Annotated in this window: 21 protein-coding genes; 11 read left to right on the top strand and 10 right to left on the bottom strand. The window is 58.7% G+C overall.

Annotated elements, in window-relative coordinates:
* Position 1 precedes the first annotated feature (1 nt).
* Complete coding sequence (locus AC2FPW_RS08000; protein ID WP_496813158.1) at positions 2 to 1,048, bottom strand: MBL fold metallo-hydrolase; 1,047 nt, start codon at positions 1,046 to 1,048, stop codon at positions 2 to 4.
* Positions 1,048 to 2,751, bottom strand: coding sequence for an acyl-CoA dehydrogenase (locus AC2FPW_RS07995; RefSeq protein WP_496813157.1), 1,704 nt, complete (start codon positions 2,749 to 2,751; stop codon positions 1,048 to 1,050). Before AC2FPW_RS07995 ends, AC2FPW_RS08000 begins: the two co-directional genes overlap by 1 nt.
* Positions 2,752 to 2,889: 138 nt before the next feature.
* Here AC2FPW_RS07995 and AC2FPW_RS07990 point away from each other — a divergent pair, with 138 nt between their 5' ends.
* On the top strand, positions 2,890 to 3,840 hold the full coding sequence (locus tag AC2FPW_RS07990) for an L-threonylcarbamoyladenylate synthase (protein WP_496813156.1): 951 nt from the start codon (positions 2,890 to 2,892) through the stop codon (positions 3,838 to 3,840).
* Here the strand turns inward: AC2FPW_RS07990 and AC2FPW_RS07985 are convergent, their stop codons facing one another.
* Positions 3,841 to 4,395 carry a YqgE/AlgH family protein gene (locus tag AC2FPW_RS07985; RefSeq protein ID WP_480483069.1) on the bottom strand — a complete coding sequence of 185 codons (555 nt, stop codon included), beginning with the start codon at positions 4,393 to 4,395 and terminating at the stop codon, positions 3,841 to 3,843.
* Positions 4,396 to 4,552: 157 nt separating this feature from the next.
* Between AC2FPW_RS07985 and AC2FPW_RS07980 the strand changes: the two genes are divergently transcribed.
* A complete protein-coding gene (locus AC2FPW_RS07980; protein WP_496813154.1) occupies positions 4,553 to 5,353 on the top strand; it encodes a protein-disulfide reductase DsbD domain-containing protein in 801 nt (266 codons plus the stop codon).
* 4 nt (positions 5,354 to 5,357) lie between these two features.
* Entirely contained in the window at positions 5,358 to 5,777 is a 420-nt protein-coding gene (locus AC2FPW_RS07975; RefSeq protein WP_496813153.1) for an NUDIX hydrolase, read from the top strand.
* Here the strand turns inward: AC2FPW_RS07975 and AC2FPW_RS07970 are convergent.
* From AC2FPW_RS07970 to AC2FPW_RS07945, 6 genes are all read right to left on the bottom strand, one after another.
* A complete protein-coding gene (locus AC2FPW_RS07970; RefSeq protein ID WP_496813151.1) occupies positions 5,774 to 9,175 on the bottom strand; it encodes an efflux RND transporter permease subunit in 3,402 nt (1,133 codons plus the stop codon). The genes AC2FPW_RS07975 and AC2FPW_RS07970 overlap by 4 nt on opposite strands.
* 5 nt (positions 9,176 to 9,180) lie before the next feature.
* Positions 9,181 to 10,629, bottom strand: a complete 1,449-nt coding sequence (locus tag AC2FPW_RS07965; RefSeq protein WP_496813298.1) for an efflux RND transporter periplasmic adaptor subunit — start codon at positions 10,627 to 10,629, stop codon at positions 9,181 to 9,183.
* A 106-nt stretch (positions 10,630 to 10,735) separates the two neighbouring features.
* On the bottom strand, positions 10,736 to 11,278 hold the full coding sequence (gene moaB / locus AC2FPW_RS07960; protein ID WP_496714680.1) for a molybdenum cofactor biosynthesis protein B: 543 nt from the start codon (positions 11,276 to 11,278) through the stop codon (positions 10,736 to 10,738).
* Positions 11,279 to 11,284: 6 nt separating this feature from the next.
* Positions 11,285 to 11,905: a LysE family translocator gene (locus AC2FPW_RS07955; protein WP_267366057.1), complete on the bottom strand. Its 621-nt coding sequence runs from the start codon at positions 11,903 to 11,905 to the stop codon at positions 11,285 to 11,287.
* Positions 11,902 to 12,501 (bottom strand): metallophosphoesterase family protein, encoded by a 600-nt coding sequence (locus AC2FPW_RS07950; protein WP_496813150.1) that lies wholly within the window; start codon positions 12,499 to 12,501, stop codon positions 11,902 to 11,904. The genes AC2FPW_RS07955 and AC2FPW_RS07950 overlap by 4 nt, the downstream gene beginning before the upstream one ends.
* Positions 12,498 to 13,265 (bottom strand): uracil-DNA glycosylase, encoded by a 768-nt coding sequence (locus tag AC2FPW_RS07945; RefSeq protein WP_480539023.1) that lies wholly within the window; start codon positions 13,263 to 13,265, stop codon positions 12,498 to 12,500. Before AC2FPW_RS07945 ends, AC2FPW_RS07950 begins: the two co-directional genes overlap by 4 nt.
* A gap of 757 nt (positions 13,266 to 14,022) precedes the next feature.
* On the opposite strand from AC2FPW_RS07945, the gene AC2FPW_RS07940 reads away from it, so the two are divergent.
* The 7 genes from AC2FPW_RS07940 to AC2FPW_RS07910 all read left to right on the top strand — a co-directional run bounded on the left by AC2FPW_RS07940 (position 14,023) and on the right by AC2FPW_RS07910 (position 18,662).
* Complete coding sequence (locus tag AC2FPW_RS07940; protein ID WP_480622962.1) at positions 14,023 to 14,958, top strand: aspartate carbamoyltransferase catalytic subunit; 936 nt, start codon at positions 14,023 to 14,025, stop codon at positions 14,956 to 14,958.
* On the top strand, positions 14,955 to 15,473 hold the full coding sequence (locus tag AC2FPW_RS07935; protein WP_496813149.1) for a hypothetical protein: 519 nt from the start codon (positions 14,955 to 14,957) through the stop codon (positions 15,471 to 15,473). The genes AC2FPW_RS07940 and AC2FPW_RS07935 overlap by 4 nt, the downstream gene beginning before the upstream one ends.
* On the top strand, positions 15,458 to 15,844 hold the full coding sequence (locus AC2FPW_RS07930; protein WP_496813147.1) for a hypothetical protein: 387 nt from the start codon (positions 15,458 to 15,460) through the stop codon (positions 15,842 to 15,844). The genes AC2FPW_RS07935 and AC2FPW_RS07930 overlap by 16 nt, the downstream gene beginning before the upstream one ends.
* The gene (gene pyrC / locus AC2FPW_RS07925; RefSeq protein WP_496813146.1) at positions 15,841 to 17,121 is read left to right on the top strand and encodes a dihydroorotase; all 1,281 of its coding nucleotides are present in this window, start codon (positions 15,841 to 15,843) and stop codon (positions 17,119 to 17,121) included. Before AC2FPW_RS07930 ends, pyrC begins: the two co-directional genes overlap by 4 nt.
* Positions 17,121 to 17,726 carry a glycerol-3-phosphate 1-O-acyltransferase PlsY gene (gene plsY, locus AC2FPW_RS07920; RefSeq protein ID WP_496813145.1) on the top strand — a complete coding sequence of 202 codons (606 nt, stop codon included), beginning with the start codon at positions 17,121 to 17,123 and terminating at the stop codon, positions 17,724 to 17,726. Before pyrC ends, plsY begins: the two co-directional genes overlap by 1 nt.
* Positions 17,723 to 17,992 (top strand): hypothetical protein, encoded by a 270-nt coding sequence (locus tag AC2FPW_RS07915; protein ID WP_496813144.1) that lies wholly within the window; start codon positions 17,723 to 17,725, stop codon positions 17,990 to 17,992. Before plsY ends, AC2FPW_RS07915 begins: the two co-directional genes overlap by 4 nt.
* 193 nt (positions 17,993 to 18,185) lie before the next feature.
* Positions 18,186 to 18,662, top strand: coding sequence for a YHS domain-containing (seleno)protein (locus AC2FPW_RS07910; protein WP_267365535.1), 477 nt, complete (start codon positions 18,186 to 18,188; stop codon positions 18,660 to 18,662).
* Positions 18,663 to 18,791: 129 nt separating this feature from the next.
* Here the strand turns inward: AC2FPW_RS07910 and AC2FPW_RS07905 are convergent, their stop codons facing one another.
* Entirely contained in the window at positions 18,792 to 19,775 is a 984-nt protein-coding gene (locus AC2FPW_RS07905; RefSeq protein ID WP_496813142.1) for a quinone oxidoreductase family protein, read from the bottom strand.
* Positions 19,776 to 19,968: 193 nt separating this feature from the next.
* On the opposite strand from AC2FPW_RS07905, the gene AC2FPW_RS07900 reads away from it, so the two are divergent.
* Positions 19,969 to 20,826 carry a DUF2189 domain-containing protein gene (locus AC2FPW_RS07900; protein ID WP_480585426.1) on the top strand — a complete coding sequence of 286 codons (858 nt, stop codon included), beginning with the start codon at positions 19,969 to 19,971 and terminating at the stop codon, positions 20,824 to 20,826.
* Positions 20,827 to 20,850 lie beyond the last annotated feature (24 nt).

Below are 20,850 nucleotides of genomic sequence, written 5' to 3'. Positions count from 1 at the left end.
TCTACCCTTTGCGTTGATACAACCATGCCCCATCCGCGCGTTGCGTCCGGGTTACTGCACCAATGTGGTAGAGGTGATTTACATGTGCAACCGCCTCGACCAGCGCAAGGCCATACTCACCCTCGCGGATTGTACGTTTGAACAGCGGCATAAAGCAGTCAGCGGCAGATTTGGGCTGATCCAGATGATCCAGCAGCCGTTCCAGCGCGCCATGGTGGTTGTCAATCAGCTGCTTCATACGCAACGGTAGACCCGTGAAGGGCAGTTTGTGCCCGCCCAAAACCAGATGATCGGGACGGGCGAGCGCCTGAAGCCTCTCACAGGCCTCCATCCATCCTGACACCGGATCGGCCATGGGTTCGGTCGCATAGACACCCAGATTGGGACTGATCGAACTTAAGATCTGATCGCCGCTGAGTACCAGATTGTCATCGCGGCTCCAGAAGGTGGCGTGTTCCGGTGCATGGCCATTGCCCATATGAACGTCCCAGTCACGTCCGCCCATACGGATCACATCACCCTGCTGGATCCCGGTAAAACCCAGCGGCATGGGATAGACCGTGTCGGCAAAATTAAAGGGCCGGTCCGCCATCCGTTTGTTCAAAACTTCGGATGCCATGCCCGCGCTGCGATAGAAATCCAGCGTTTCTTGCGGCCAGGTTTCCTGCACATCCAGCGTCAGCATCCGCGCGAACAGCCACGAGGTGCGGCTTGTCACCAGCTCGGCGCCGTGTTCCGTCTGAAACCATCCGGCATTGCCAACATGGTCGGGATGATGGTGAGTCACCACCACCCGCCTGATCGGCTTGCCTGCGAGAGGTCCGGCCATCAACGCTTCCCAGATGCGCCGCGTCTTGTTCGAGGACAGCCCCGTATCGATCACCGTCCAGCTGTCGCCATCGTCCAGTGCATAGATATTTACATGGTCCAGCGCCATAGGCAGGGGCAGGCGCATCCAGAGAACACCTTGGGCAATCTCGGTGGCTTCGCCCTGCGCGGGCGGTTCAGACCACGGATATCTGATCCCCAATACGTGATCCCCGTCCATCAAACTGCAAACTCGTCCGTGCTCAGCGCGAAAAGGTCATCCGCCCCGTTCTGTGCCCGTGCCAAAAGGCCCGTATGTTCGGGCAACAGGGCGTTGATATAATACCGCGCCAGTTTCACCCGCGGCCCCTCTGGGTCGGCAAGGGCGGCGGTCAGGTGATAGTGCCCGCCCAGCACTCGGGCAAAAGCCTGCAGATAAGCAACTGCGCCTGCAAAGCGGTTATTCATATCGTCCTGTGCCACCAGCCATTCTGTCGCCTCGCGCAGCGTTTCGGTGGCTTCCCAAACAGGGCCCGCCAGATCAGGCAGTGATGCACGGGCGCGTTCAGCCTGGTCTTCAATCTCATCCAGCAGGTTCGAAGCAGCCTCGCCCCCGTCCATCATCTTCCGCGCAACAAGGTCCATCGCCTGAATGCCGTTGGTGCCCTCGTAGATCGCGGTGACACGCGCATCGCGATAGAACTGAGCTGCGCCGGTTTCCTCAATATATCCCATGCCACCATGCACCTGGACCCCTGTTTCAGCCACACGCATCCCGGTCTGAGTACCAAACGCCTTGCTGATCGGCGTCAACAGCGCGGCCCGCGCAGCCCAATCGGCGTCACCAGTGGCCTCTGCCATATCGATCGCAACCGCATTGGCCAACAGGATCGCGCGCGCGGCATAAACATCAGCACGCATATCCAAAAGCATACGGCGCACATCCGCATGATCGATGATCGTCCCGGACGGCGTTTTGCCTTGTTTCCGTTCCAGCGCATAAGCCACCGCGTGCTGATATGCACCTTCGGCCACACCCACACCCTGTCCGCCCACACCCAGACGCGCATTGTTCATCATGGTAAACATGGCCGCCATACCGCCATGTTTGGCGCCCACCAGCCAGCCTTTGGCTTTGTCATATTGCATCACGCAGGTGGGCGACCCGTGCAAGCCCATCTTGTGTTCCAGCGAAACCACTTTCAGATCATTGGCCGCGCCAGGATCACCATTTTCATCAGGCAAGAATTTGGGGACAAGGAATAACGAGATCCCTTTGGTGCCGGGCACCCCATCGGGAAGGCGGGCCAGTACCAGATGGCAGACATTCTCGGTGAAATCGGTATCGCCCCACGAGATGAAGATCTTTTGACCGGTGATCGAATATGTCCCGTCACCGTTCGGCTCAGCCTTCGCAGACAGCGCGCCAACATCCGATCCAGCCTGAGCTTCGGTCAGGTTCATGGTGCCCGACCATTCCCCCGTCATCATCTTAGGCAGATACAGCGCTTTCAATTCGTCGCTGGCGTGATGCTCTAACGCCTCGATCTGGCCCTGAGACATAAGCGGCGCAAGTTGCAGCGACAGGCAGGCGGCACTCATCATCTCGTTGACCGCCGTGGTGATGGTCATAGGCAGCCCCATCCCCCCGTATTCAGGATTACCACTGATCCCGATCCAGCCACCTTCGGCAATTGCCTTCCAGCCGTCTGCATATCCCGGAGAAGTTCGCAGCACGCCGTTTTCAAGCCGTGCAGGTTCCAGATCACCGGGACGCTGCAGAGGGGCCATCACCTCTTCGCACATCTTTCCAGCTTCGGTCAGGATCGCATTGACCACATCCCCGCTGGCATCAGCAAATTTATCCGTCGCAGCGACCTGGTCGAACCCGACCACTTGGTCCAGCAGGAACTGGTAATCTGAAATTGGGGTGCGATAGGGCATGATCACTCTCGAAGGCTAACAATTCAGAACATATCGGCAGGCTTGGAATTGTGGGCAAGCGCCGGTAAGCGTATGAGCTTGGATCAATTACCTACTGTCCCTTATGTTTCAAGCAACCAAAACGCGGCGTCACCAGTTATGATCTCAACCGGCACTCAGGAATTGACGGCGGATCCCGGCGGTATCGCGCGGGCTGCAGATATGTTGCGACAGGGCCTTCTGGTCGCTTTCCCGACCGAGACGGTCTATGGCCTGGGCGGCGATGCCCGCAACGGGCAGGCGGTGGCATCGATCTACGAGGCCAAGGGGCGGCCCAGCTTCAATCCGCTGATCGCACATGTCGCATCGGTCGCCGCGGCGCAACGGTATGTGCAATGGTCAGATCAGGCCGAGCATCTGGCGCAGGCCTTTTGGCCCGGTCCGCTTACCTTGGTTTTGCCCTTGCGCGAAGGGCACGGGATTTCATCGCTGGTGACGGCAGGTTTGGATACGTTGGCCGTGCGCGTTCCGGCACATCCGACAGCGCGCGCGCTGCTGGCCGAATTTGATGGCCCGGTTGCGGCGCCTTCGGCAAACCCGTCGGGTCAGATCAGTCCGACCACGGCAAGTCATGTCTGGTCGGGTCTTGGCGGCAAAATTGCGGCTGTTCTGGATGACGGGCCGTGCGATGTCGGGCTTGAATCCACCATCATCGGCCTGGCTGGGGAACCTGCACTTTTGCGTCCAGGAGGCATCGCGCTGGAGCAGGTCGAAGAGACGCTGAAAACGCGTCTGCATTTGCATCAATCCGGTGATCTTCTGACCGCCCCCGGCCAGTTGCAATCACACTATGCGCCGGACGCTCCGGTCCGTTTGAATGCCATAACCCGTCAGGGTGACGAGGTGTTACTGGGATTTGGGCAGGTAGAGTGCGACCTGAACTTGTCCGCCACTGGCAACTTGATCGAAGCGGCGGCAAATCTGTTTGCGTTTCTGCATCAGCTGAACGAAACCGGGCGACCGATTGCCGTTTCTCCGATCCCTGACACGGGTTTGGGGGCGGCAATCAATGACCGGCTGCGGCGCGCGGCGGCACCCCGTGACAGCTGATCACGCTCGCCCCGCGCTGGCAGAAAGGGTCAGCGGGTCCACGCCCAAAGAAGCCAACGCTGCCTCCCATTTCGCATCATCGGGCACATCGAAAACAAGTTTCGACGTTGCCTCAGTGGTTAGCCAGCCGTTCATCGCAATTTCATCCTCAAGCTGACCGGGCCCCCAGCCGGAATAACCCAGCGCCAGCATCGAGTTCAGCGGCCCAGTGCCTGACGCCAAATCCTCGAGCACATCAAGTGTCGCCGTCATGCTGAAATCCTCGGAAATCTGCATTGAATGCAGGTTGGCCTCGTAATCGGCGCTGTGAAGGACAAAGCCGCGTGACATCTCGACTGGCCCACCGAAATGCACAAGGCGTTCGCCGACAATCGGTACACGGCAGGCGATATTCAGTTGACCCAGCAAGGTCTTTATCCGCAGGTCCGAGGGCTTGTTCACAATCAAACCCATGGCACCGTCGTCACCATGACTGCACACATACACCACCGAATGGTCGAATCGCGGATCTCCCATACCGGGCATCGCAATCAACAGTTTTCCGGTCAGGTCCATGGGCCGCCATCTCTTTCTCAGAACACCTCAACAATGGCCCCGCAGCATGTCTATTGGCAAGAGAACAACAGGTATTTTGGCGGATTTCATCCCAGTGAACAGAACGTGACTTGGAATCCGGGCCAACGCCGCGCATTTAAGAAGGATGAAGATGTCGATGAAACACACTGCCGTCGCCGCACTCGCTTGCCTGCAACTGTCCGCCCCGGTTGCCGCACAGGATCTGGATGGTGTGGTTCAGCTGGATGTTCTGGATGGCGGCCGGACTGCAAACGGCGCTTATCTTACCGCCTTGAAGCTGACGCTTGAGGATGGTTGGAAAACCTACTGGCGCGCGCCGGGAGATGCTGGCATCCCGCCGGAAATCAACTGGAAACGCTCAAGCAATGTCGGGCGTGTTGAGATCACATGGCCTGCCCCCGATGTCTTCGACCAGAACGGGTTGCAGTCGATTGGTTACAAGAACCAACTGGTTCTTCCGATTGAGATTACGCCGCGCAACCCTGCCAAGCCGGTCCGATTGCAGGGCGAAATGGATTTGGGCGTTTGCAAAGACGTTTGTATTCCGGAACGTCTGGGCTTTGACCACACGCTCGACGCCAATGCCGGGCGCCATCCCGCGATTGCCGCCGCACTGGCGCAACGCCCCTATTCCGCAGCCGAAGCTCGCGTGTCCAGTGCCACGTGTCGTCTGACGCCAACGAAGGATGGTATGCGTATCGAAGCACGGGTGACCATGCCATCGGCAGGTGGTCATGAAGTTGCTGTGATCGAACCCGGCAATCCCACCCTCTGGGCTTCGCAGTCGGTTGCGCATCGGCAGGGCGATACGTTGGTGGCCGAGGCCGAGATTATCAATGCATCGGGCACACCCTTTGCGCTGGATCGGTCTGAAATCCGGATTACGGTTCTGGGCGCCAATCACGCAGTTGATATTCAGGGCTGCAGCGCAGGCTGAATTCATGACCCAATCGCCAAAAATCGGTGCCCTGGCCGTTGTTCTGCATCAGGATCAGGTTCTTCTGGTCCAGCGCAGCAAACAGCCCGACGCCGGGCTGTGGGGGTTTCCTGGTGGCCATGTCGAATGGGGTGAAACCGTGTTGGAAGCGGCGCAACGCGAATTGTTGGAAGAAACCTCGGTGATCGCGCAGCCATCACATTATCTGAACAGTCTGGACCTTCTGCGCCGAGCCCCAGATGGGGTGGTCGTGTCCCATTACCTGCTGGTCGGGGTCGCATGTCAGTATCGCTCGGGCACGCCGAGGGCCGGTGACGACGCACTTGATGCCCGGTGGTTTCCCATTGATCAGATACGCCAAGGCAACCTGCCCATGAGCGCGCGCGTCATAGAGCTAATGGAATATGCCTTGCGTGCGGTTTAAGCACCTGCCGATTTCGTGAGGCGACCATAGAGCATGCCTGAGGCAACAATGCTCAGAATCACAATCGGCACAGCGCCGGCAACAAACGCTCCCAGCCCCATTTTCAATGCGGCAATGCCATCCTCACCGGGGTAAAGGCTTTGTAGCATGGCAAGCGGTGCACCGTTGACGGCGGGCCAGATCATCGTCAAGGCAAACCAGATCCCAAGCATCACGCCGGTTCCGGCCAACGCGCCACGAACAACCTTGTCAGGGGCCCGTGCAGCACGGCGCATGGCTGCCATCGGACGTGCCACGTCATTGAGAATTCCCAGCAAGGCGGGCACAAGCACCAACACCAGTAACATTCCGAAACCAAGCCCGTAGACCAGTGTGATTACAGTCGGTTTCAGGAACTGCGCTTGTTGAGAGCCTTCATATAGTAAGGGTGCTAGCCCAAGAACCGTCGTCAGCGTGGTCAGCATGACAGGTCGCAACCTGTCCGCCGTGCCATCCAGAATTGACGGAATCAACCCGCGATCCTGCTGGTATGCGTCGATTGTCGTCACAAGAACGATGGAGTCGTTGATAATGATCCCTGTCATGCCCAGCAGCCCGACAACCGTGAACATGCTAAGCGGCACCTCCCAGATGTAATGGCCCCAAATCGCCCCGACCAGGCCAAAGGGAATAATCGCCATGACCACAAGGGGCCGTGTCCAGCTGGCAAAAACCCAGGCCAGTACAAGGTAAATACCGGTCAGGCACAGGATCAGACCGTTGCGGGCCTCGGACAGGAACTCGTTTTCCTGTTCGCTCAGACCCGACATGCGCCACTCAACCTGCCTTTCGGCTGCGATATTGGGCAGGATCTCGTCCTGCATCACGCGTTCAATTTCGGCGGCCCGTGCCGGATCGTCTTCCGAAATGTCACCTGTTACCGAAACCACCCTCAGGCCGTTTTCACGCCGAACCGTCGAAAACCCGGACTTGCGCTCGACCGAAACGATATCAGCCAAAGGTACGTAGACCCCATCAGGAGAACGCATTAGAGTTCGTTCCAGAAAATCTGCCGTCAGTTCACCTTCGGGCAGTTCGACACGGATCTCGGCACTGCGCGGCCCGTCGGGGAAGGTTGCGGCCTCAATCCCGTTCAAACGGTTGCGCAAAGCCCGCCCCAGCGTTTCGATCCGAAAGCCCAGCGCCTGACCCTGCGCTGTCAGGTCCAGAAGAAACTCTTCCTTGTCATATGCCAGAGTGTCTTCGAGCGCCGAGACTTCAGGAAACTTCGACAGCGCGGTTTGCAGATCTTCTGATGCGGCTTTCAGGACATTTACGTCCGAGCCATAGAACTGCACGTCGATGGCGTCGCCACCGGGGCCGGACCGCCAACCGCGGAAGCTGATCACCTCGACCTTGGGGTGGCGCGGTACGAAATCCTGTAGCTCGCCCACAAACTCAAAACTCGAATATGGGCGCAGATCGGCGTCGATCAGTTCAATCGAAATGCCCCCCAGCACACTGCCGTCCTTGCCGTCAGCCGCAGCAAGAGCACGCCCGGCATTGCCACCAACCTCGGCCAGGACATAGTCAATTGGATTTCGGCCATGACGCTCTTCGTAGATTCGGCCCAGCTCGTTGGTCGCATCCTGTAGAATGCGCATCATTTCAAGCGTATCTGACCGGGTCGACCCCTCGCGCATGATAAACCCGCCGCTGACTGAGCTGCGTTCAGGTGCGTTGAAGAACCGCCAGTTCACGTCGCCGCGAATGAACAATGCAACCTGACTGGCCAGAATAGCAATCATCAACGCGGCGACCACATAACGCGCCCAGATCACCCAAGCGATCAACGGGCGGAACAAGTGATCCCGGACCCAACGAAAACCACGATTGACGACACGGTTCGGCAGATCGTACCAGTGTTCCTTGGCCGAATGCGCAATTGCGTGCGCCATGTGATTGGGCAGGATAAGGAAGCATTCCACCAGCGACGCAACCAGAACGGCGATCACCGTGAAGGGGATATCGCGGATCAGCTCTCCGAAACGTCCTCCAACCAACGTCAGGCCGAAAAACGCAATCACGGTCGTTACTGTGGCGGCCAGAACCGGCATTGCCATTCGACGGGCGGCACGCTCAGCGGCTTCCACAGGTGTCTCACCCAATCGGCGGGCGCGATAATCGGCGTGCTCGCCCACGACAATGGCGTCATCTACGACGATCCCCAAGGTAATGATCAGACCAAACAGCGAAACCATGTTCAGCGACAGACCGCCCAGATACATCAGCGCAATCGCCGCCGACATCGCCACCGGGATACCCGCCGCGACCCAAAACGCAATGCGCGCATTCAGAAACAGGAACAACAGGATGACAACCAGCCCCAACCCCATCAGCCCGTTATCCACGAGGATGTTCAGCCGGTCGGTAATCGCTTGCGCCCGGGTACGGATCAGATCAATTCTCACACCTTCAGGCAGGCTGGCCTGCATCTCGCGGGCTACGTCCTCGACCGTGTGCTGAATACCTATCGCATCTCCCTGGTTCGACCGGTCCACTCTGATGGACATGGCGGGATTATCGCCCACATAATAGCTGCGGTCGCGAGTGACGCCTTCAATCCGAATCGTGGCTATGTCGCCAACCTTCAGCTTCGACCCGTCTTCGTTCGTCCGCAGCGCGATGCCTTCGATCTGTTCCGGCGTGCGTTTCTCGGTTCCCGCCCGAACACGAGCACCCGCTCCTTCGACATTGCCAGCGGGGTCCGTATTGACTTCGGCACCTATCGCTGCCGCGATTTCGGCCATCGTGATATCGTTTGCGATCAACTGTGCAGTGGTGACCTCGACAACAATGCGCGGTGCGGCAATACCCCGAATTGTCGTGCGGGTCACACCAGATGCGAATAAACGATTGATAAGCTCATCCGTCAGCTTCGCCAGTTGAGCAGTATCGGTCGGCCCCGTGATCACTACATCCGTCACCCGATCACGCCACGCACCGCGTTGAATCTTGGGCTCCTCAGCGTCTTCCGGCAGATCTGTGACAGCGTCTATAGCGGTCCGGACTTCCTCAACAGCGCGGGACACATCCCAGTTAGGTTCGAATTCCAGCCTGATCCGGGTCCAACCTGGATGCGAGGAAGCTTCGGTACTGGTCACCCCTTCGACAGCCAGCAGCGCAGGCTCCAGCAGCTGCACGATCCCGGCGTCCATGTCCTCGGGCCCGGCACCATCCCAGGTTACGGATACATCGACGCGTTCCAGAATGACGTCCGGAAAGAACTGCGCCCGCATGTTCGGGATTGCTGCCGCGCCAAGAACCAGCATGACAAGCAACAGCAGGTTGGCAACTGTCCGATGCCGCGTGAAGTAACTGAGAATGCCGCCCGCCGCGCCAGGTATCTCGCGCATCATGGCGTTTATCCCCCAGCCCTGGTTTCAATGCTGCGCACCAAAGACATCGGCACACGAGCTTCGCGCAGCCGGGTTAGAACCTGCGTCTTTTCCTTCGGAGGCATCGCACTGTTCGCCTCGACTTGCGCCACAAGTTCGGCGCGCTTCTCGTCCGTCAGCTCGACCATTCCGGGGTCTGCACCCGCCTCAAACCGCAGGGGCCGCACCCGCACGCCCGACCCAAGCAGGGGGGTTCGCCCGACGACGACCTCTCGCCCTTCCAAACCGTCGCCCCGCAGCAGAACCTCGTCCCCCTGGCGGCGGATGAGTTGAACCGGTAGGCTTTCCAAACGGTCATCAGGGCCAAGCACCAGAACTGTTCCGGATGCATCTAGGACCGAGGACGGCAGTCGGTAAACTCCGGCAAGCGGTTGTTCCTGAACTGAAACCGTAACGAAATCCCCGGGTTTAAACCCCGATGCCTCTTGCAGACGGGCATAGACCAACCGCCCGGTCTGACCTTCACCGGCAGACCCGCTGTCGCGGCTAATCTGGCCAATCGCGGTCAGATCGGTCCCTGTGACTTCAAGAGATATGGTGACCGGCGCGTTGATCAGACGATCACCGCCATCCAGAAGCCGCACATACTGCGCAGTTGACACCCGAAATGCCACCTCAAGGTCGTTGGGATCAACCAGTTCAGCCAGCTTTTCATTTGCCGATACCAGCCGCCCTTCCACAAGAGTCACATCCGTTAAAGTACCGCCAAAGCCTGCCCGGATTGTCATGTCGCCCAGATCACGTTCCGCAGCTTCCAGTGCAATCATGGCGCGGGCCAACAGGGTTGATGCCTGATCCACACGGGATTCAGCCTGTGCCAGCGCAATACGCCGCGCCAGTACGGCCTGTTGCGCCGCTGCGGCAGCCAGTTCGGCCTCTTCCACGCTAGCGGCGGCCCCCACGCCCCGTATTTCCAGATCGCGTTGACGTTGCAACGCCCTTTCCCGCAGTTCCGCCTGAGCCTCAGCCGATTTCAACTCGTCCTGCGCCAGCAGCAACGAGCGTTCTGCATCGCGCTCTTCAAACTGAGCGTCCAAGAGGTCGGACTTGGCCCGATCCAGTGCGGATTGCGCATCTGCCGGGTCCAGTTCAACCAGCACTTCGCCAGCCTCAACATTTCCACCATCTTCAAAGTCTTCCGCCAGCGCGACAACGCGACCACCAAGCGCCGCGCGCAACTCCAGCCTGCGGCGGCTTTGAACCTCTCCGAAAGCTTCAAGATATGGGGTGACGGTTTCCGCCTCGGCAGGCCGAACCGAAACAGCAAAGATCCTTTCTCGAGCGGGAGGTGTCGCGTTATCGTGCGTCAAAGCCTCCTGAGCGGCCCCAACGATCATCTGCACGGCAACAAACAACAAAGCCAGCGCCAGAAACGCCAGAAAAATACCGACAAGACTATGCCGCAGAAATCGCATCAATCAGTTACCCCGGTTGCACCACGCTGCCGTCCACAACATGTAGCTGGATCAGGAAATATGCCAAGCCACAAGGCGGTTATACGGAATGGAACGTATGACCAGTCTACTTCCGTCGCAGATGTTCGTCCAATCTGGGCATTATTTCCACAAAATTGCACGGGCGATGGCGATAATCGAACTGTTTTTCCAAAATACCGTCCCACGCGTCCTTGCAGGCCCCCGGGCTGCCGGGCAAGGCGAACAGGTATGTCCCCCCCGCAACGCCCCCCGTCGCCCGCGACTGCACCGCCGAAGTTCCGATCTTTTCCATCGAGATGATCGTGAAGACAGTGCCAAAGGCTTCGATCTCTTTTTCATAGACATCGCGATGCGCCTCGACGGTGACATCGCGCCCAGTCAGACCCGTGCCGCCGGTCGAAATCACGACGTCGATCTGTTCGTCCGCCACCCACGCGCGCAACTGATCTGCAATCTGTCTGCGCTCGTCCCGAATTATCCTGCGATCCGCGACGACATGTCCTGCCTTTTCAATCCGGTCCACCAATGTCTGACCCGAGCGGTCCTCTTCCACCGATCTGGTATCCGAAACAGTCAGTACGGCGATCTTAACCGGGATGAACTCCATGGTTTCGTCAATGCGCGACATGTGGTGTCAGGCCCTTTCCAGAATGGCAAGCCGGACCGCAAGGGCCGCAAAAATGCCCCCTGTAATCCAGCCCAGAATACGTGAGGCGCGCGGATTCGAGACCAGATGGCGCCCCGCGCTTCCGGCGAAAACACCAACCAGCCCGTTCACGACGAACCCACCGATGCCGATGATTGTGCCGAAGATCAAAAACTGCATTAGGACCGACCCCCGCGACGGGTCTACAAATTGCGGGATAAAGGCCAGAACGAACAGAATTACCTTGGGGTTCGTCAGATTGACAAGCATCCCATCCCGAAAGGACAACCGGGCCGGTTTGACGGGGGCCTCGGCCGACACTGCGCCATTTCGAACAGCACCCCAGGCAAGATACAACAGGTATGCAACACCAACCCAGCGAATGACATCGAACAGCCATGGCAAGGCCGCAACCGCCGCGCCGAGGCCCAGCCCAGCCAGAAGGACCTGTATCATTCCACCCGCGGATATCCCGGCACTTGCGGCAATTGCGGCGCGCGGACCTGATCGCAGGCCCTGACCGAAACAGAACATCATATCCGCGCCCGGTGTCAGGTTCAGCGCCAGCGCAGCGGGAATGAAGGCAAGCAGTGTTACCAACTCAATCATACGGCGACCTCGAACCAGTTTACCTTGGGACCAAGATTGGCGATCCGGGTGCGGCCGATCGAGCCGCGATATCCCCAGCTGTCGTGAATATGGCCGCAAAACGTGAAACGGGGCTGTATCCGCTCGATCGCGTTCCGAACAGCGACCGAACCAACAGCCATGCCTTGCGAGGTCACATCCCCATGGCCCTTGGGCGGTGAGTGCGAAATCAGGATATCTGCTCCGCTGCAGCGCGCCAGCAGTTCGGCGGCCTCACCCTCGGTCAGATCACAGGACCAATCACCAAACGGTGTGGGTGGAACACCGTAGCCAAGCCCGAACAGGCGCAATCCATCCACCGTCATTCCCGTTCCATGCAGAACATGCACACCCTCGGGCACAGCTTTGCCCAGATCCTCTGCGCTTTCTGCATTCCCGGGTATCAGGACCAGCGGCGCTGAAACGCCCGAAAGCATTTGCATCGCCTCATCCAGACCCTGCCGCATATTGCAATAATCCCCTGCGCCGATAACCAGGTCGGCATCAGCGCTGGCCGCCACCAGATCAACGGCGCGGTTGCGCGCCATATGAAGATCGGAAAACGCCAAGACCTTCATGACTCACCTCGCAGCCGGGCTTGCAACTCCAGCAGGTCAGCCCAGGCCTGCCGCTTCATTTGCGGCTGGCGCAGCAAATAAGCTGGATGAAACATTGGGATCACAGGCAGGTCCATCGCCTGATCCCATTGGCCGCGCAATCGGGTAATCCCGCGCTTGCCCAGAACGGCCTGACAGCTGATATTGCCCATCACCACCAGAACCTCGGGCCGGGCCAGCGCCACGTGACGTTCCAGAAAGGGCTTCATCATCCCGATTTCTTCGGGCTTTGGGTCACGGTTCTGTGGGGGCCGCCATGGCAGTACGTTTGTGATATAGACGTTCTGCCTGCGATCCAGATCAATCGCGGCCAACATGCGATCCAGCAACTGGCCCGCGCGCCCGACAAAAGGCTTGCCCTCGCGGTCTTCGTCGCGGCCCGGAGCCTCACCAATAATCATCACCCGCGCACCGGGCGTTCCATCAGCAAAAACCAACTGCCGCGCCCCGCGCTTCAGCTCGCAGTGATCAAAAGCTTCCATCGCATCGCGCAGCTGATCCAGTGACCCCGCTCCCTTGGCCGCTGCTTGCGCAACCGTTACCGGGTCGGTCTGCCCGGGCTTTGACGGGATGGCTGCCGCAACTTCTGCCTTCTTGGGCTTTGGTGATGTGTCCGGCACCGAATATCGATCAACCGGAGCATCCCCGATTGCCTCGGTCACGCCCAGTTCGACCTGCCATTCCAGCAAGGCCCGTGCAGAGTAATAGTCCAAGCCCGATTCCATATGGATAATTTACCCGCCTGAGGGCTGATGGAAAGCGAATTGGGCTTGATCGGTCGCTCTGTCGCGCCGACCATCAGAGCACGATGCTCAGAACCTTGCGAATCCTCCTGATCGGGCTTGGACTGGTGCTTACCGGCAATCCGGCATTGGCGACGTTCCACAACGCACAGGGCCAGTGCCGTGCGGGCCAGTTCAAATGCGGCACCACCTGCTGTTCCGGCGGTCAAAGATGCAGCTTTGATGGGCACTGCATACCGCTGGGCGGTACCTATTGCGGTGGCGGGCGCAGCTGCGGCCCGTTTGAACGCTGCGTAGCGGGAGGAGCGCGTTGTGCACCCGCAGGCGTGAACAAATGCACATCGCGTCTGGATTGCCCCGGTGACAGTTTTTGCAATGGGCGCGGCGAATGTGAACGGATCACACCAGATCCGGATACAGCCCCTCCTACGATATGCGAGGATGGCCGAACTTGTGCGCGAGGCTCGTCCTGTCTGCCGGGTGGGGGGTGTTCCCGTCCGGGATGGTTCCTATGCGAAGAAACAGGCTCGCAGTGCCGTCCGGGATTCAAATGCTCGGACCATCAGGGTTGCGTGCCGATCAAAGCCATCGACTGCGGATACGGCAAATGGTGCAAACCGGGTGAACAATGTCTGCCAGAGGGTGGCTGCGAAAAACTGCCAGAGGGTTCTGATCCTTAGGTTGCTTTGCACCGCGTGGCTTTCTATAAGCGGCCCGATTGTCAGACAGGAGCCCGCCCATGCGTTTCGCCCATCGTCACCTTCTTGGCATCGAGCATCTGTCGCAATCCGATATCACCGAAATTCTCGATCTGGCCGAAACCTATGTCGACATGAACCGCCAGTCGACCAAACATTCGGATGTGTTGTCGGGGCTCACCCAGATCAACATGTTCTTTGAAAACTCGACCCGAACGCAGGCAAGCTTCGAACTGGCTGGCAAGCGTCTGGGTGCAGATGTGATGAACATGGCGATGCAGGCCAGTTCGATCAAAAAGGGCGAGACGCTGATCGACACTGCGCTGACCCTGAACGCGATGCATCCCGACCTTTTGGTGGTGCGTCACCCGCATTCGGGCGCGGTCGACCTGCTGGCGCAAAAGGTCAACTGCGCTGTTCTGAACGCAGGCGACGGGCGGCATGAACATCCGACTCAAGCTTTGCTGGACGCGCTGACGATCCGCCGCGCCAAAGGTCGCCTGCACCGTCTGAACATCGCCATTTGCGGCGATGTCGCGCACTCTCGTGTTGCTCGATCCAATTTGATCCTGCTGGGCAAGATGGAAAACCGCATTCGTCTGATCGGCCCGCCCACACTCGTGCCGTCGCAATTCGCCGAGTTCGGGGCCGAGGTTTATGACGACATGAACGAGGGTCTCAAAGACGTCGATGTGGTCATGATGCTGCGCCTTCAGAAAGAACGAATGGACGGAGGCTTCATCCCGTCAGAACGCGAGTACTACCACCGTTACGGCTTAAATGCGGATAAGCTGGCGCTGGCCAAGCCCGATGCCATCGTCATGCACCCCGGCCCAATGAACCGCGGGGTTGAGATCGACGGAACCCTGGCTGATGACATCAATCGGTCCGTAATACAGGAGCAGGTGGAGATGGGGGTCGCTGTCCGCATGGCCGCCATGGACCTTCTGGCCCGCAACCTGCGTGAGGTTGCATGAGCACTCTGATAGTCGCCCCCCATGAACGCGGCGTTCTGCGCCTGTTCACACTGGACATGCGCCCGGAAGAGGCAAAGTTCCTGCGCGAACCGGGTGCCGCCGATCAGGTGCTTGGCGTCGACGGGCTGGACCCCGAGCAGATCGACATCTTTCCGGTATCCGACCTCGAAGAACTTGGGCTTTACGGCTATCTGAACGAAGGGTGCGGCGTGTCCGAGGATCAGTTGGACCGTGCGGCGCTGGCGCAGATCGGCGGATGGGTCATGGTTCTGCGCAGCGCAGCGTTTAAAGACCAGGCCACGACCCTTGAACCCGATCCCCGGCTTCACCTGACGGGTCTTTTCACGGAAGTGGCAACCAATTGGACCGGAGGTGTGATCGAAACCGAAAGTGCCAAGCCTTTCTCCGCCCCGCAAACCGCGCCGGTTGGCAACAAACCGCTCCGCATAGGCTCGGCCGTTATGGCGTTGGTAGTACTTTTGATCACCGGAGGGATTCTATGGCTGATCCTGTAGTCTTTACCCCGGACAAGGGCGCGTACATCCGCACTAATGCATGGCTTGCGGCGGCTGCCATGGCCGGTGCAATGGCTGTGTTGTGGTTGACCGGCAACCCCTATGTCTGGACCGGAGCACCTGCCGGCCTCGCCGCAATTGGCATCCGCGCGTGGTATCTGGCGTCGGAAGAACTGGCTGCTAACTGGGAGATGACCGGCACTTTGTTGACCGGCCCCGGTCCACGCAAAGTATCGCTGAACCAGATCGAGGCGGTCAAAACCATGGGCAGTTTCGTACAAGTCGTTACCAAGGGCGGCGATAAACACCTGATCAAGTATCAGGCCGATCCCGCCGCCACGAAGGCCGCCATCGAAAGGGCTGTTCCATGACTTCCGTTCTTTTCGCCAACGCCCGCCTGATCGACCCCGAAGCCGGAACAGAGTCAACTGGCTGGTTGCAGGTAAACAATGGCCGGATTACCGCCCGAGGCGAAGGAAGCGCGCCGAGTACTGAAGGGCATATCGTAGATTGCAACGGCAAGTGCCTCGCCCCTGGCATCATCGATATTGGCGTCAAGGTCTGTGAACCCGGTGAACGTCATAAGGAAAGCTATCGGTCAGCAGGACTTGCTGCTGCAGCTGGCGGTGTCACGACGATTGTCACCCGACCGGATACTCTGCCAGCAGTCGACACACCGGAAACGCTGGAATTCGCGACACGCCGGTCGCAGGCCGATGCGCCAGTCAATGTTCTGCCGATGGCTGCCCTGACCAAAGGGCGCGAAGGGCGTGAGATGACTGAGATCGGGTTTCTGATGGACGCGGGCGCGATCGCCTTCACTGATTGCGATCACGTCATCACTAATACCAAGGTGTTTTCCCGTGCCCTGACCTATGCGAAATCCTGTGGCGCGCTTGTGATAGCCCACCCGCAAGAGCCAGGGCTGAGCGCCGGGGCCGCAGCGACCAGTGGCAAGTTCGCGGCATTGCGCGGCCTGCCCGCAGTGTCACCGATGGCAGAGCGGATGGGGCTGGACCGCGACATTGCCCTGCTGGAGATGACCGGCGCCGCCTATCACGCCGACCAAATCACCACTGCCCGAGCGCTGCCTGCACTGGAGCGTGCCAAGCGCAATGGGCTGGATATAACGGCAGGGACGTCGATCCACCACCTGACGCTGAACGAGCTTGACGTGGCCGACTATCGCACCTTCTTCAAGGTCAAACCGCCGCTGCGATCAGAAGATGACAGGCAGGCGGTTATCGAAGCCGTTCGCACCGGGCTGATCGATATCATCAGCTCGATGCACACCCCTCAGGACGAAGAGAGCAAGCGGCTGCCGTTTGAAGAAGCGGCCTCGGGTGCGGTCGCACTGGAAACGCTTCTGCCCGCGGCCTTGCGTCTGTATCACGCGGGCCAGCTGGATTTGCCGACGCTGTTTCGGGCCATGGCCCTTAACCCGGCCAAGCGGCTTGGACTGGACAGCGGTCGCCTGTCGAAAGGCGCGCCAGCGGATCTGGTTCTGTTCGACCCAGATGTGCCTTTTGTGCTTGATCGGTTTGCACTAAAATCAAAATCTCAGAACACTCCATTTGACGGCCAGCGGATGCAAGGTAAGGTCATTTCGACCTATGTGGCAGGTAATGAAGTGTTCCGGAGACCCTGATGCCCCCAATCGACAACTCGACTAGCGAACTGCTCCAATGGGCGGTGGTTGGATACATGATGGGCTCCATTCCCTTCGGCTTGTTGCTTGCCAAGATCATGGGGCTGGGAAATCTGCGCGAGATCGGGTCCGGGAATATCGGGGCGACAAATGTCCTGCGCACCGGCAACAAGGCCGCTGCGGCACTGACCTTGCTGTTTGACGCAGGCAAGGGGGCGGCAGCCGTTCTGATCGCACGCGCATATGCGGGTGAAGATGCGGCCCAGGTTGCCGCGCTTATGGCGTTTCTAGGCCATTGCTTTCCGGTTTGGCTGAGCTTCAAGGGTGGCAAGGGCGTGGCAACCTTTCTGGGGCTTTGGCTGGCACTGGACTGGCGCATCGGTGTTGCCTGCTGCCTGACCTGGCTGGTCGCGGCGGCAATCTGGCGGATATCCTCGGTTGGCGCATTGGCTGCGGCCGCGCTGTCAACGACTTGGGTGTTGTTGCTGTCAAACGGGACTACATTTATCCTTGGGATAATTCTGACACTTCTGGTCTACTGGCGGCACAGCTCGAACGTCGCGCGGATCAAGGCCGGAACGGAACCCAGAATCGGAAAGCCGTGATCGCGCCAGACGGGTTTCTGTCTGCCCTTTTTGCACTGCCCTTGGGCAGTTTCACCGGAACCTGCGGCGGTCGGCGCTATGTTGTTGTGCGTCAACGAATGGCGGGTGGTAATTCCCACAAGCTGGTTGCACACGAACTGGGCGGAGCCGACTATATCAGCCTGAACCTGTATCAAACCATGGGCAGCGGCGCGTTGCTAAGACCCTGTGAAATGTCTGCATGCAAAGTCATCGCATTTGTCCTGAACCTAAGGCCGGATGCCTGAGGCGAGATCGGCAAAAAAGAACAGTGGCTCTATCACCTGCGCACAATCACAAATCATTGTTTTGAACGTGATCAGCCCGCTTCCCAAATCGCTATCGTGACGGTCAATTACGGGCCACACAGGACAACAATCTGGGCCTTACGGCGGCAATTTTCGCGGTGCCGAACGGACTCTTTTCACGAAAGGTGAAGCAATGAACAAGTTTAAATCTCTGATCAGTGGCGTGGCACTGTCTGTCACATTGGCAACCTCCGCGCTGGCGGCTGGTGTTGAAATCAACGCAAGCTCGACCGGTCTGGCGATGCAGGGTTATGATCCGGTGGCGTATTTCACTGCTGGCGAGGCAACCAAAGGCGACTACCGCATCACTGCGTTGCACGATGAGGCACTGTACCGGTTCTCGTCGGAAGAAAACAAAGTAGCCTTTGAAGCCAACCCCGAAGCATACCTGCCCGCATATGGTGGCTATTGTGCCTTCGGCGCGGCCATGGGCTTTAAATTCGACGGCGACCCGAACCACTGGAAGATCGTCGACAACAAGCTGTACCTGAATCTGTCCAAAGACATTCAGGAGCGCTGGGAAGGCGACATCCCGGGTTTCATCGAAAGCGCGAGCGCAAACTGGGAAACGATTGCTGAAAAATCCCCGGCAGAGCTGCAATCGCAGTAAGATCTGACTATTTCAGGCACAGCGGCGGCGGGTTTTCCGCCGCCGTATGTTTTTTGAACACCTCTCATCCTTCCCCAGCGGGCGAAACATATATCCGCATCCTAAGGACGATGGCGTTTGGGTACTGCGTTACACATCCAGAATTGTGCTGCCGGTCGTTTGCCGCGCTTCAAGCGCACGATGCGCATCAGCAACCTGATCCAAGGCAAAACGCTGATCGACATGGATTTTGACCTCACCCCCCTCGACTTTGCCAAACAGGCGACGCGCCATTGCCTGACACACCGCATGATCCGCGATATGTGTAAATAACGTGGGCCGGGTGATCTTGAGCGAGCCTTTCTGGCCCAGAATCCCAAGGTTGAACGGTGGAACCGGGCCCGAGGCGTTGCCGAAGGAAATCATCATGCCCAGCGGTTTCAAGCAATCCAATGATCCTTCGAACGTGTCCGCCCCAACCGAGTCCATCACCACGTCGACGCCCTGACCCTTTGTAATCTCAGCCACGCGTTCGGCGAAATTTTCGGACCGATAATTGATACAATGTGCGGCCCCGTTAAACCGGGCAAGGCTGCATTTTTCGTCACTCCCCGCCGTTCCGATCAAGGTGATGCCTTCGGATTTAGCCCATTGGCATGCAATCAACCCGACCCCACCTGCTGCCGCGTGGAACAGAACCGTATCGCCCCGTTTCAATGGTGTGGTCCGATGAAACAGGTATTCAACCGTCAGACCTTTCAGCATCATCGCGGCGCCGGCTTCGAATGTGATGCCATCCGGTAGCGGGCAAACCTGCGCTGCGGGCATCACGCGCGCCTCGCAATATGCACCGGGCGGGGCTGCGGCGTAAGCGGCCCGCTGCCCCGGCTGAAGATGCGTTACCCCTTCCCCAACCGCTTCAACGGTACCAGCCGCTTCCATGCCTAAAGCATGTGGAAGATCAAGGGGATACAGGCCGGTGCGTTGATATACGTCGATGAAGTTCAACCCGCAGGCCTGATGCCGAATACGTATCTCACCCGGACCGGGGTCGCCCACTGGCCTGTCTTCGATCCGCAAAACCTCAGGCCCACCAAATTCATGAATCACAACCGTTTTCGCTGTTTTCTGCATCCTGACCTCCTCTTGCCTGCCATCAAGCTAACATGACTGTGACACAGGGCAATCCGTCCGATGCCGGAGTATTGATCCAGATTTCGCAAATTTATGCTATACTGAGGCATGGCGTTGCCGGTTGATCCGGCCACGGGCAACTGAATGCCGGATCCGTTCCGCGGCGCAAGTCTCGCCAGGGAAGGGTGAAGAAATGGCTAAGACAATCGGAAATCCGATCAGCTGGGCGGCCCAGGCTCTGGGCGCCACAAGTGACCATGTCACGGAAAGTGTCTCGCAACTTGGCAGTACAGATCCGACGCAACTGCCAATGGTACAGACTTTGACCCTGCAAGACCTGCGGGCCTGCCTGAGGGCGGGGTATCAGGATTTTCTCGAAACCCGAGCGGATGTCGTATTCATTGTCCTGGTTTACCCGGTTGCGGGGCTTTTGATGTTCGGCTTTGCCCTGAACGCCAATCTGGTTCCGCTTCTGGCCCCTCTGGTCGCAGGCTTTGCGCTGATCGGACCTGTTGCGGCCGTGGGCCTCTATGAGATCAGCCGCAAACGTGAACAGGGCAGCGAGGTTCACTGGCTGGACGCATTTGGTGTGCTTCGATCGCCGTCGTTCGGAGCAATTCTGGTTTTGGGGTTTTACCTAGTAATGCTGCTGCTGCTTTGGCTAATGGTGGCGCAAAGCATTCACACCTACACGATGGGCCCCGAGGTTCCAGCGTCGCTCAGCGCATTTGCCACACAGGTGTTCACGACCTCTGCGGGCTGGACGATGGTCATTGTCGGAACTGCGGTTGGGTTTGTTTTTGCCCTTTGCGCTCTGGCGATCAGCGTGGTCAGTTTTCCCTTACTGCTGGACCGCAAAGTGGGCTTGCCGGTTGCTGTTGTGACATCATTCAGAGTGCTGCGTCACAACCCCGGAGTCATTCTGACCTGGGGGTTCATTGTAGCGGTGCTTTTGTTCCTGGGGGCTTTGCCACTGCTGTTGGGTCTTATCGTGGTTATGCCCGTTCTGGGTCATGCCACGTGGCACCTGTATCGCCGAGCCGTTGCGTGAACGCGCGGGACACGCCCGCGCATT

The organism is Ruegeria sp. SATB027, from assembly GCF_059613825.1.
This window is presented reverse-complemented; position numbering and strand designations above follow the sequence as displayed.

Excerpts from the sequence above, each read along its gene's own strand:
- AC2FPW_RS08000 (WP_496813158.1), bottom strand. The coding sequence starts at position 1,048 with ATGGACGGGGATCACGTATTGGGGATCAGATATCCGTGGTCTGAACCG.
- AC2FPW_RS07995 (WP_496813157.1), bottom strand. The coding sequence starts at position 2,751 with ATGCCCTATCGCACCCCAATTTCAGATTACCAGTTCCTGCTGGACCAA.
- AC2FPW_RS07990 (WP_496813156.1), top strand. The coding sequence starts at position 2,890 with ATGATCTCAACCGGCACTCAGGAATTGACGGCGGATCCCGGCGGTATC.
- AC2FPW_RS07985 (WP_480483069.1), bottom strand. The coding sequence starts at position 4,395 with ATGGACCTGACCGGAAAACTGTTGATTGCGATGCCCGGTATGGGAGAT.
- AC2FPW_RS07980 (WP_496813154.1), top strand. The coding sequence starts at position 4,553 with ATGAAACACACTGCCGTCGCCGCACTCGCTTGCCTGCAACTGTCCGCC.
- AC2FPW_RS07975 (WP_496813153.1), top strand. The coding sequence starts at position 5,358 with ATGACCCAATCGCCAAAAATCGGTGCCCTGGCCGTTGTTCTGCATCAG.
- AC2FPW_RS07970 (WP_496813151.1), bottom strand. The coding sequence starts at position 9,175 with ATGATGCGCGAGATACCTGGCGCGGCGGGCGGCATTCTCAGTTACTTC.
- AC2FPW_RS07965 (WP_496813298.1), bottom strand. The coding sequence starts at position 10,629 with ATGCGATTTCTGCGGCATAGTCTTGTCGGTATTTTTCTGGCGTTTCTG.
- moaB (WP_496714680.1), bottom strand. The coding sequence starts at position 11,278 with ATGTCGCGCATTGACGAAACCATGGAGTTCATCCCGGTTAAGATCGCC.
- AC2FPW_RS07955 (WP_267366057.1), bottom strand. The coding sequence starts at position 11,905 with ATGATTGAGTTGGTAACACTGCTTGCCTTCATTCCCGCTGCGCTGGCG.
- AC2FPW_RS07950 (WP_496813150.1), bottom strand. The coding sequence starts at position 12,501 with ATGAAGGTCTTGGCGTTTTCCGATCTTCATATGGCGCGCAACCGCGCC.
- AC2FPW_RS07945 (WP_480539023.1), bottom strand. The coding sequence starts at position 13,265 with ATGGAATCGGGCTTGGACTATTACTCTGCACGGGCCTTGCTGGAATGG.
- AC2FPW_RS07940 (WP_480622962.1), top strand. The coding sequence starts at position 14,023 with ATGCGTTTCGCCCATCGTCACCTTCTTGGCATCGAGCATCTGTCGCAA.
- AC2FPW_RS07935 (WP_496813149.1), top strand. The coding sequence starts at position 14,955 with ATGAGCACTCTGATAGTCGCCCCCCATGAACGCGGCGTTCTGCGCCTG.
- AC2FPW_RS07930 (WP_496813147.1), top strand. The coding sequence starts at position 15,458 with ATGGCTGATCCTGTAGTCTTTACCCCGGACAAGGGCGCGTACATCCGC.
- pyrC (WP_496813146.1), top strand. The coding sequence starts at position 15,841 with ATGACTTCCGTTCTTTTCGCCAACGCCCGCCTGATCGACCCCGAAGCC.
- plsY (WP_496813145.1), top strand. The coding sequence starts at position 17,121 with ATGCCCCCAATCGACAACTCGACTAGCGAACTGCTCCAATGGGCGGTG.
- AC2FPW_RS07910 (WP_267365535.1), top strand. The coding sequence starts at position 18,186 with ATGAACAAGTTTAAATCTCTGATCAGTGGCGTGGCACTGTCTGTCACA.
- AC2FPW_RS07905 (WP_496813142.1), bottom strand. The coding sequence starts at position 19,775 with ATGCAGAAAACAGCGAAAACGGTTGTGATTCATGAATTTGGTGGGCCT.
- AC2FPW_RS07900 (WP_480585426.1), top strand. The coding sequence starts at position 19,969 with ATGGCTAAGACAATCGGAAATCCGATCAGCTGGGCGGCCCAGGCTCTG.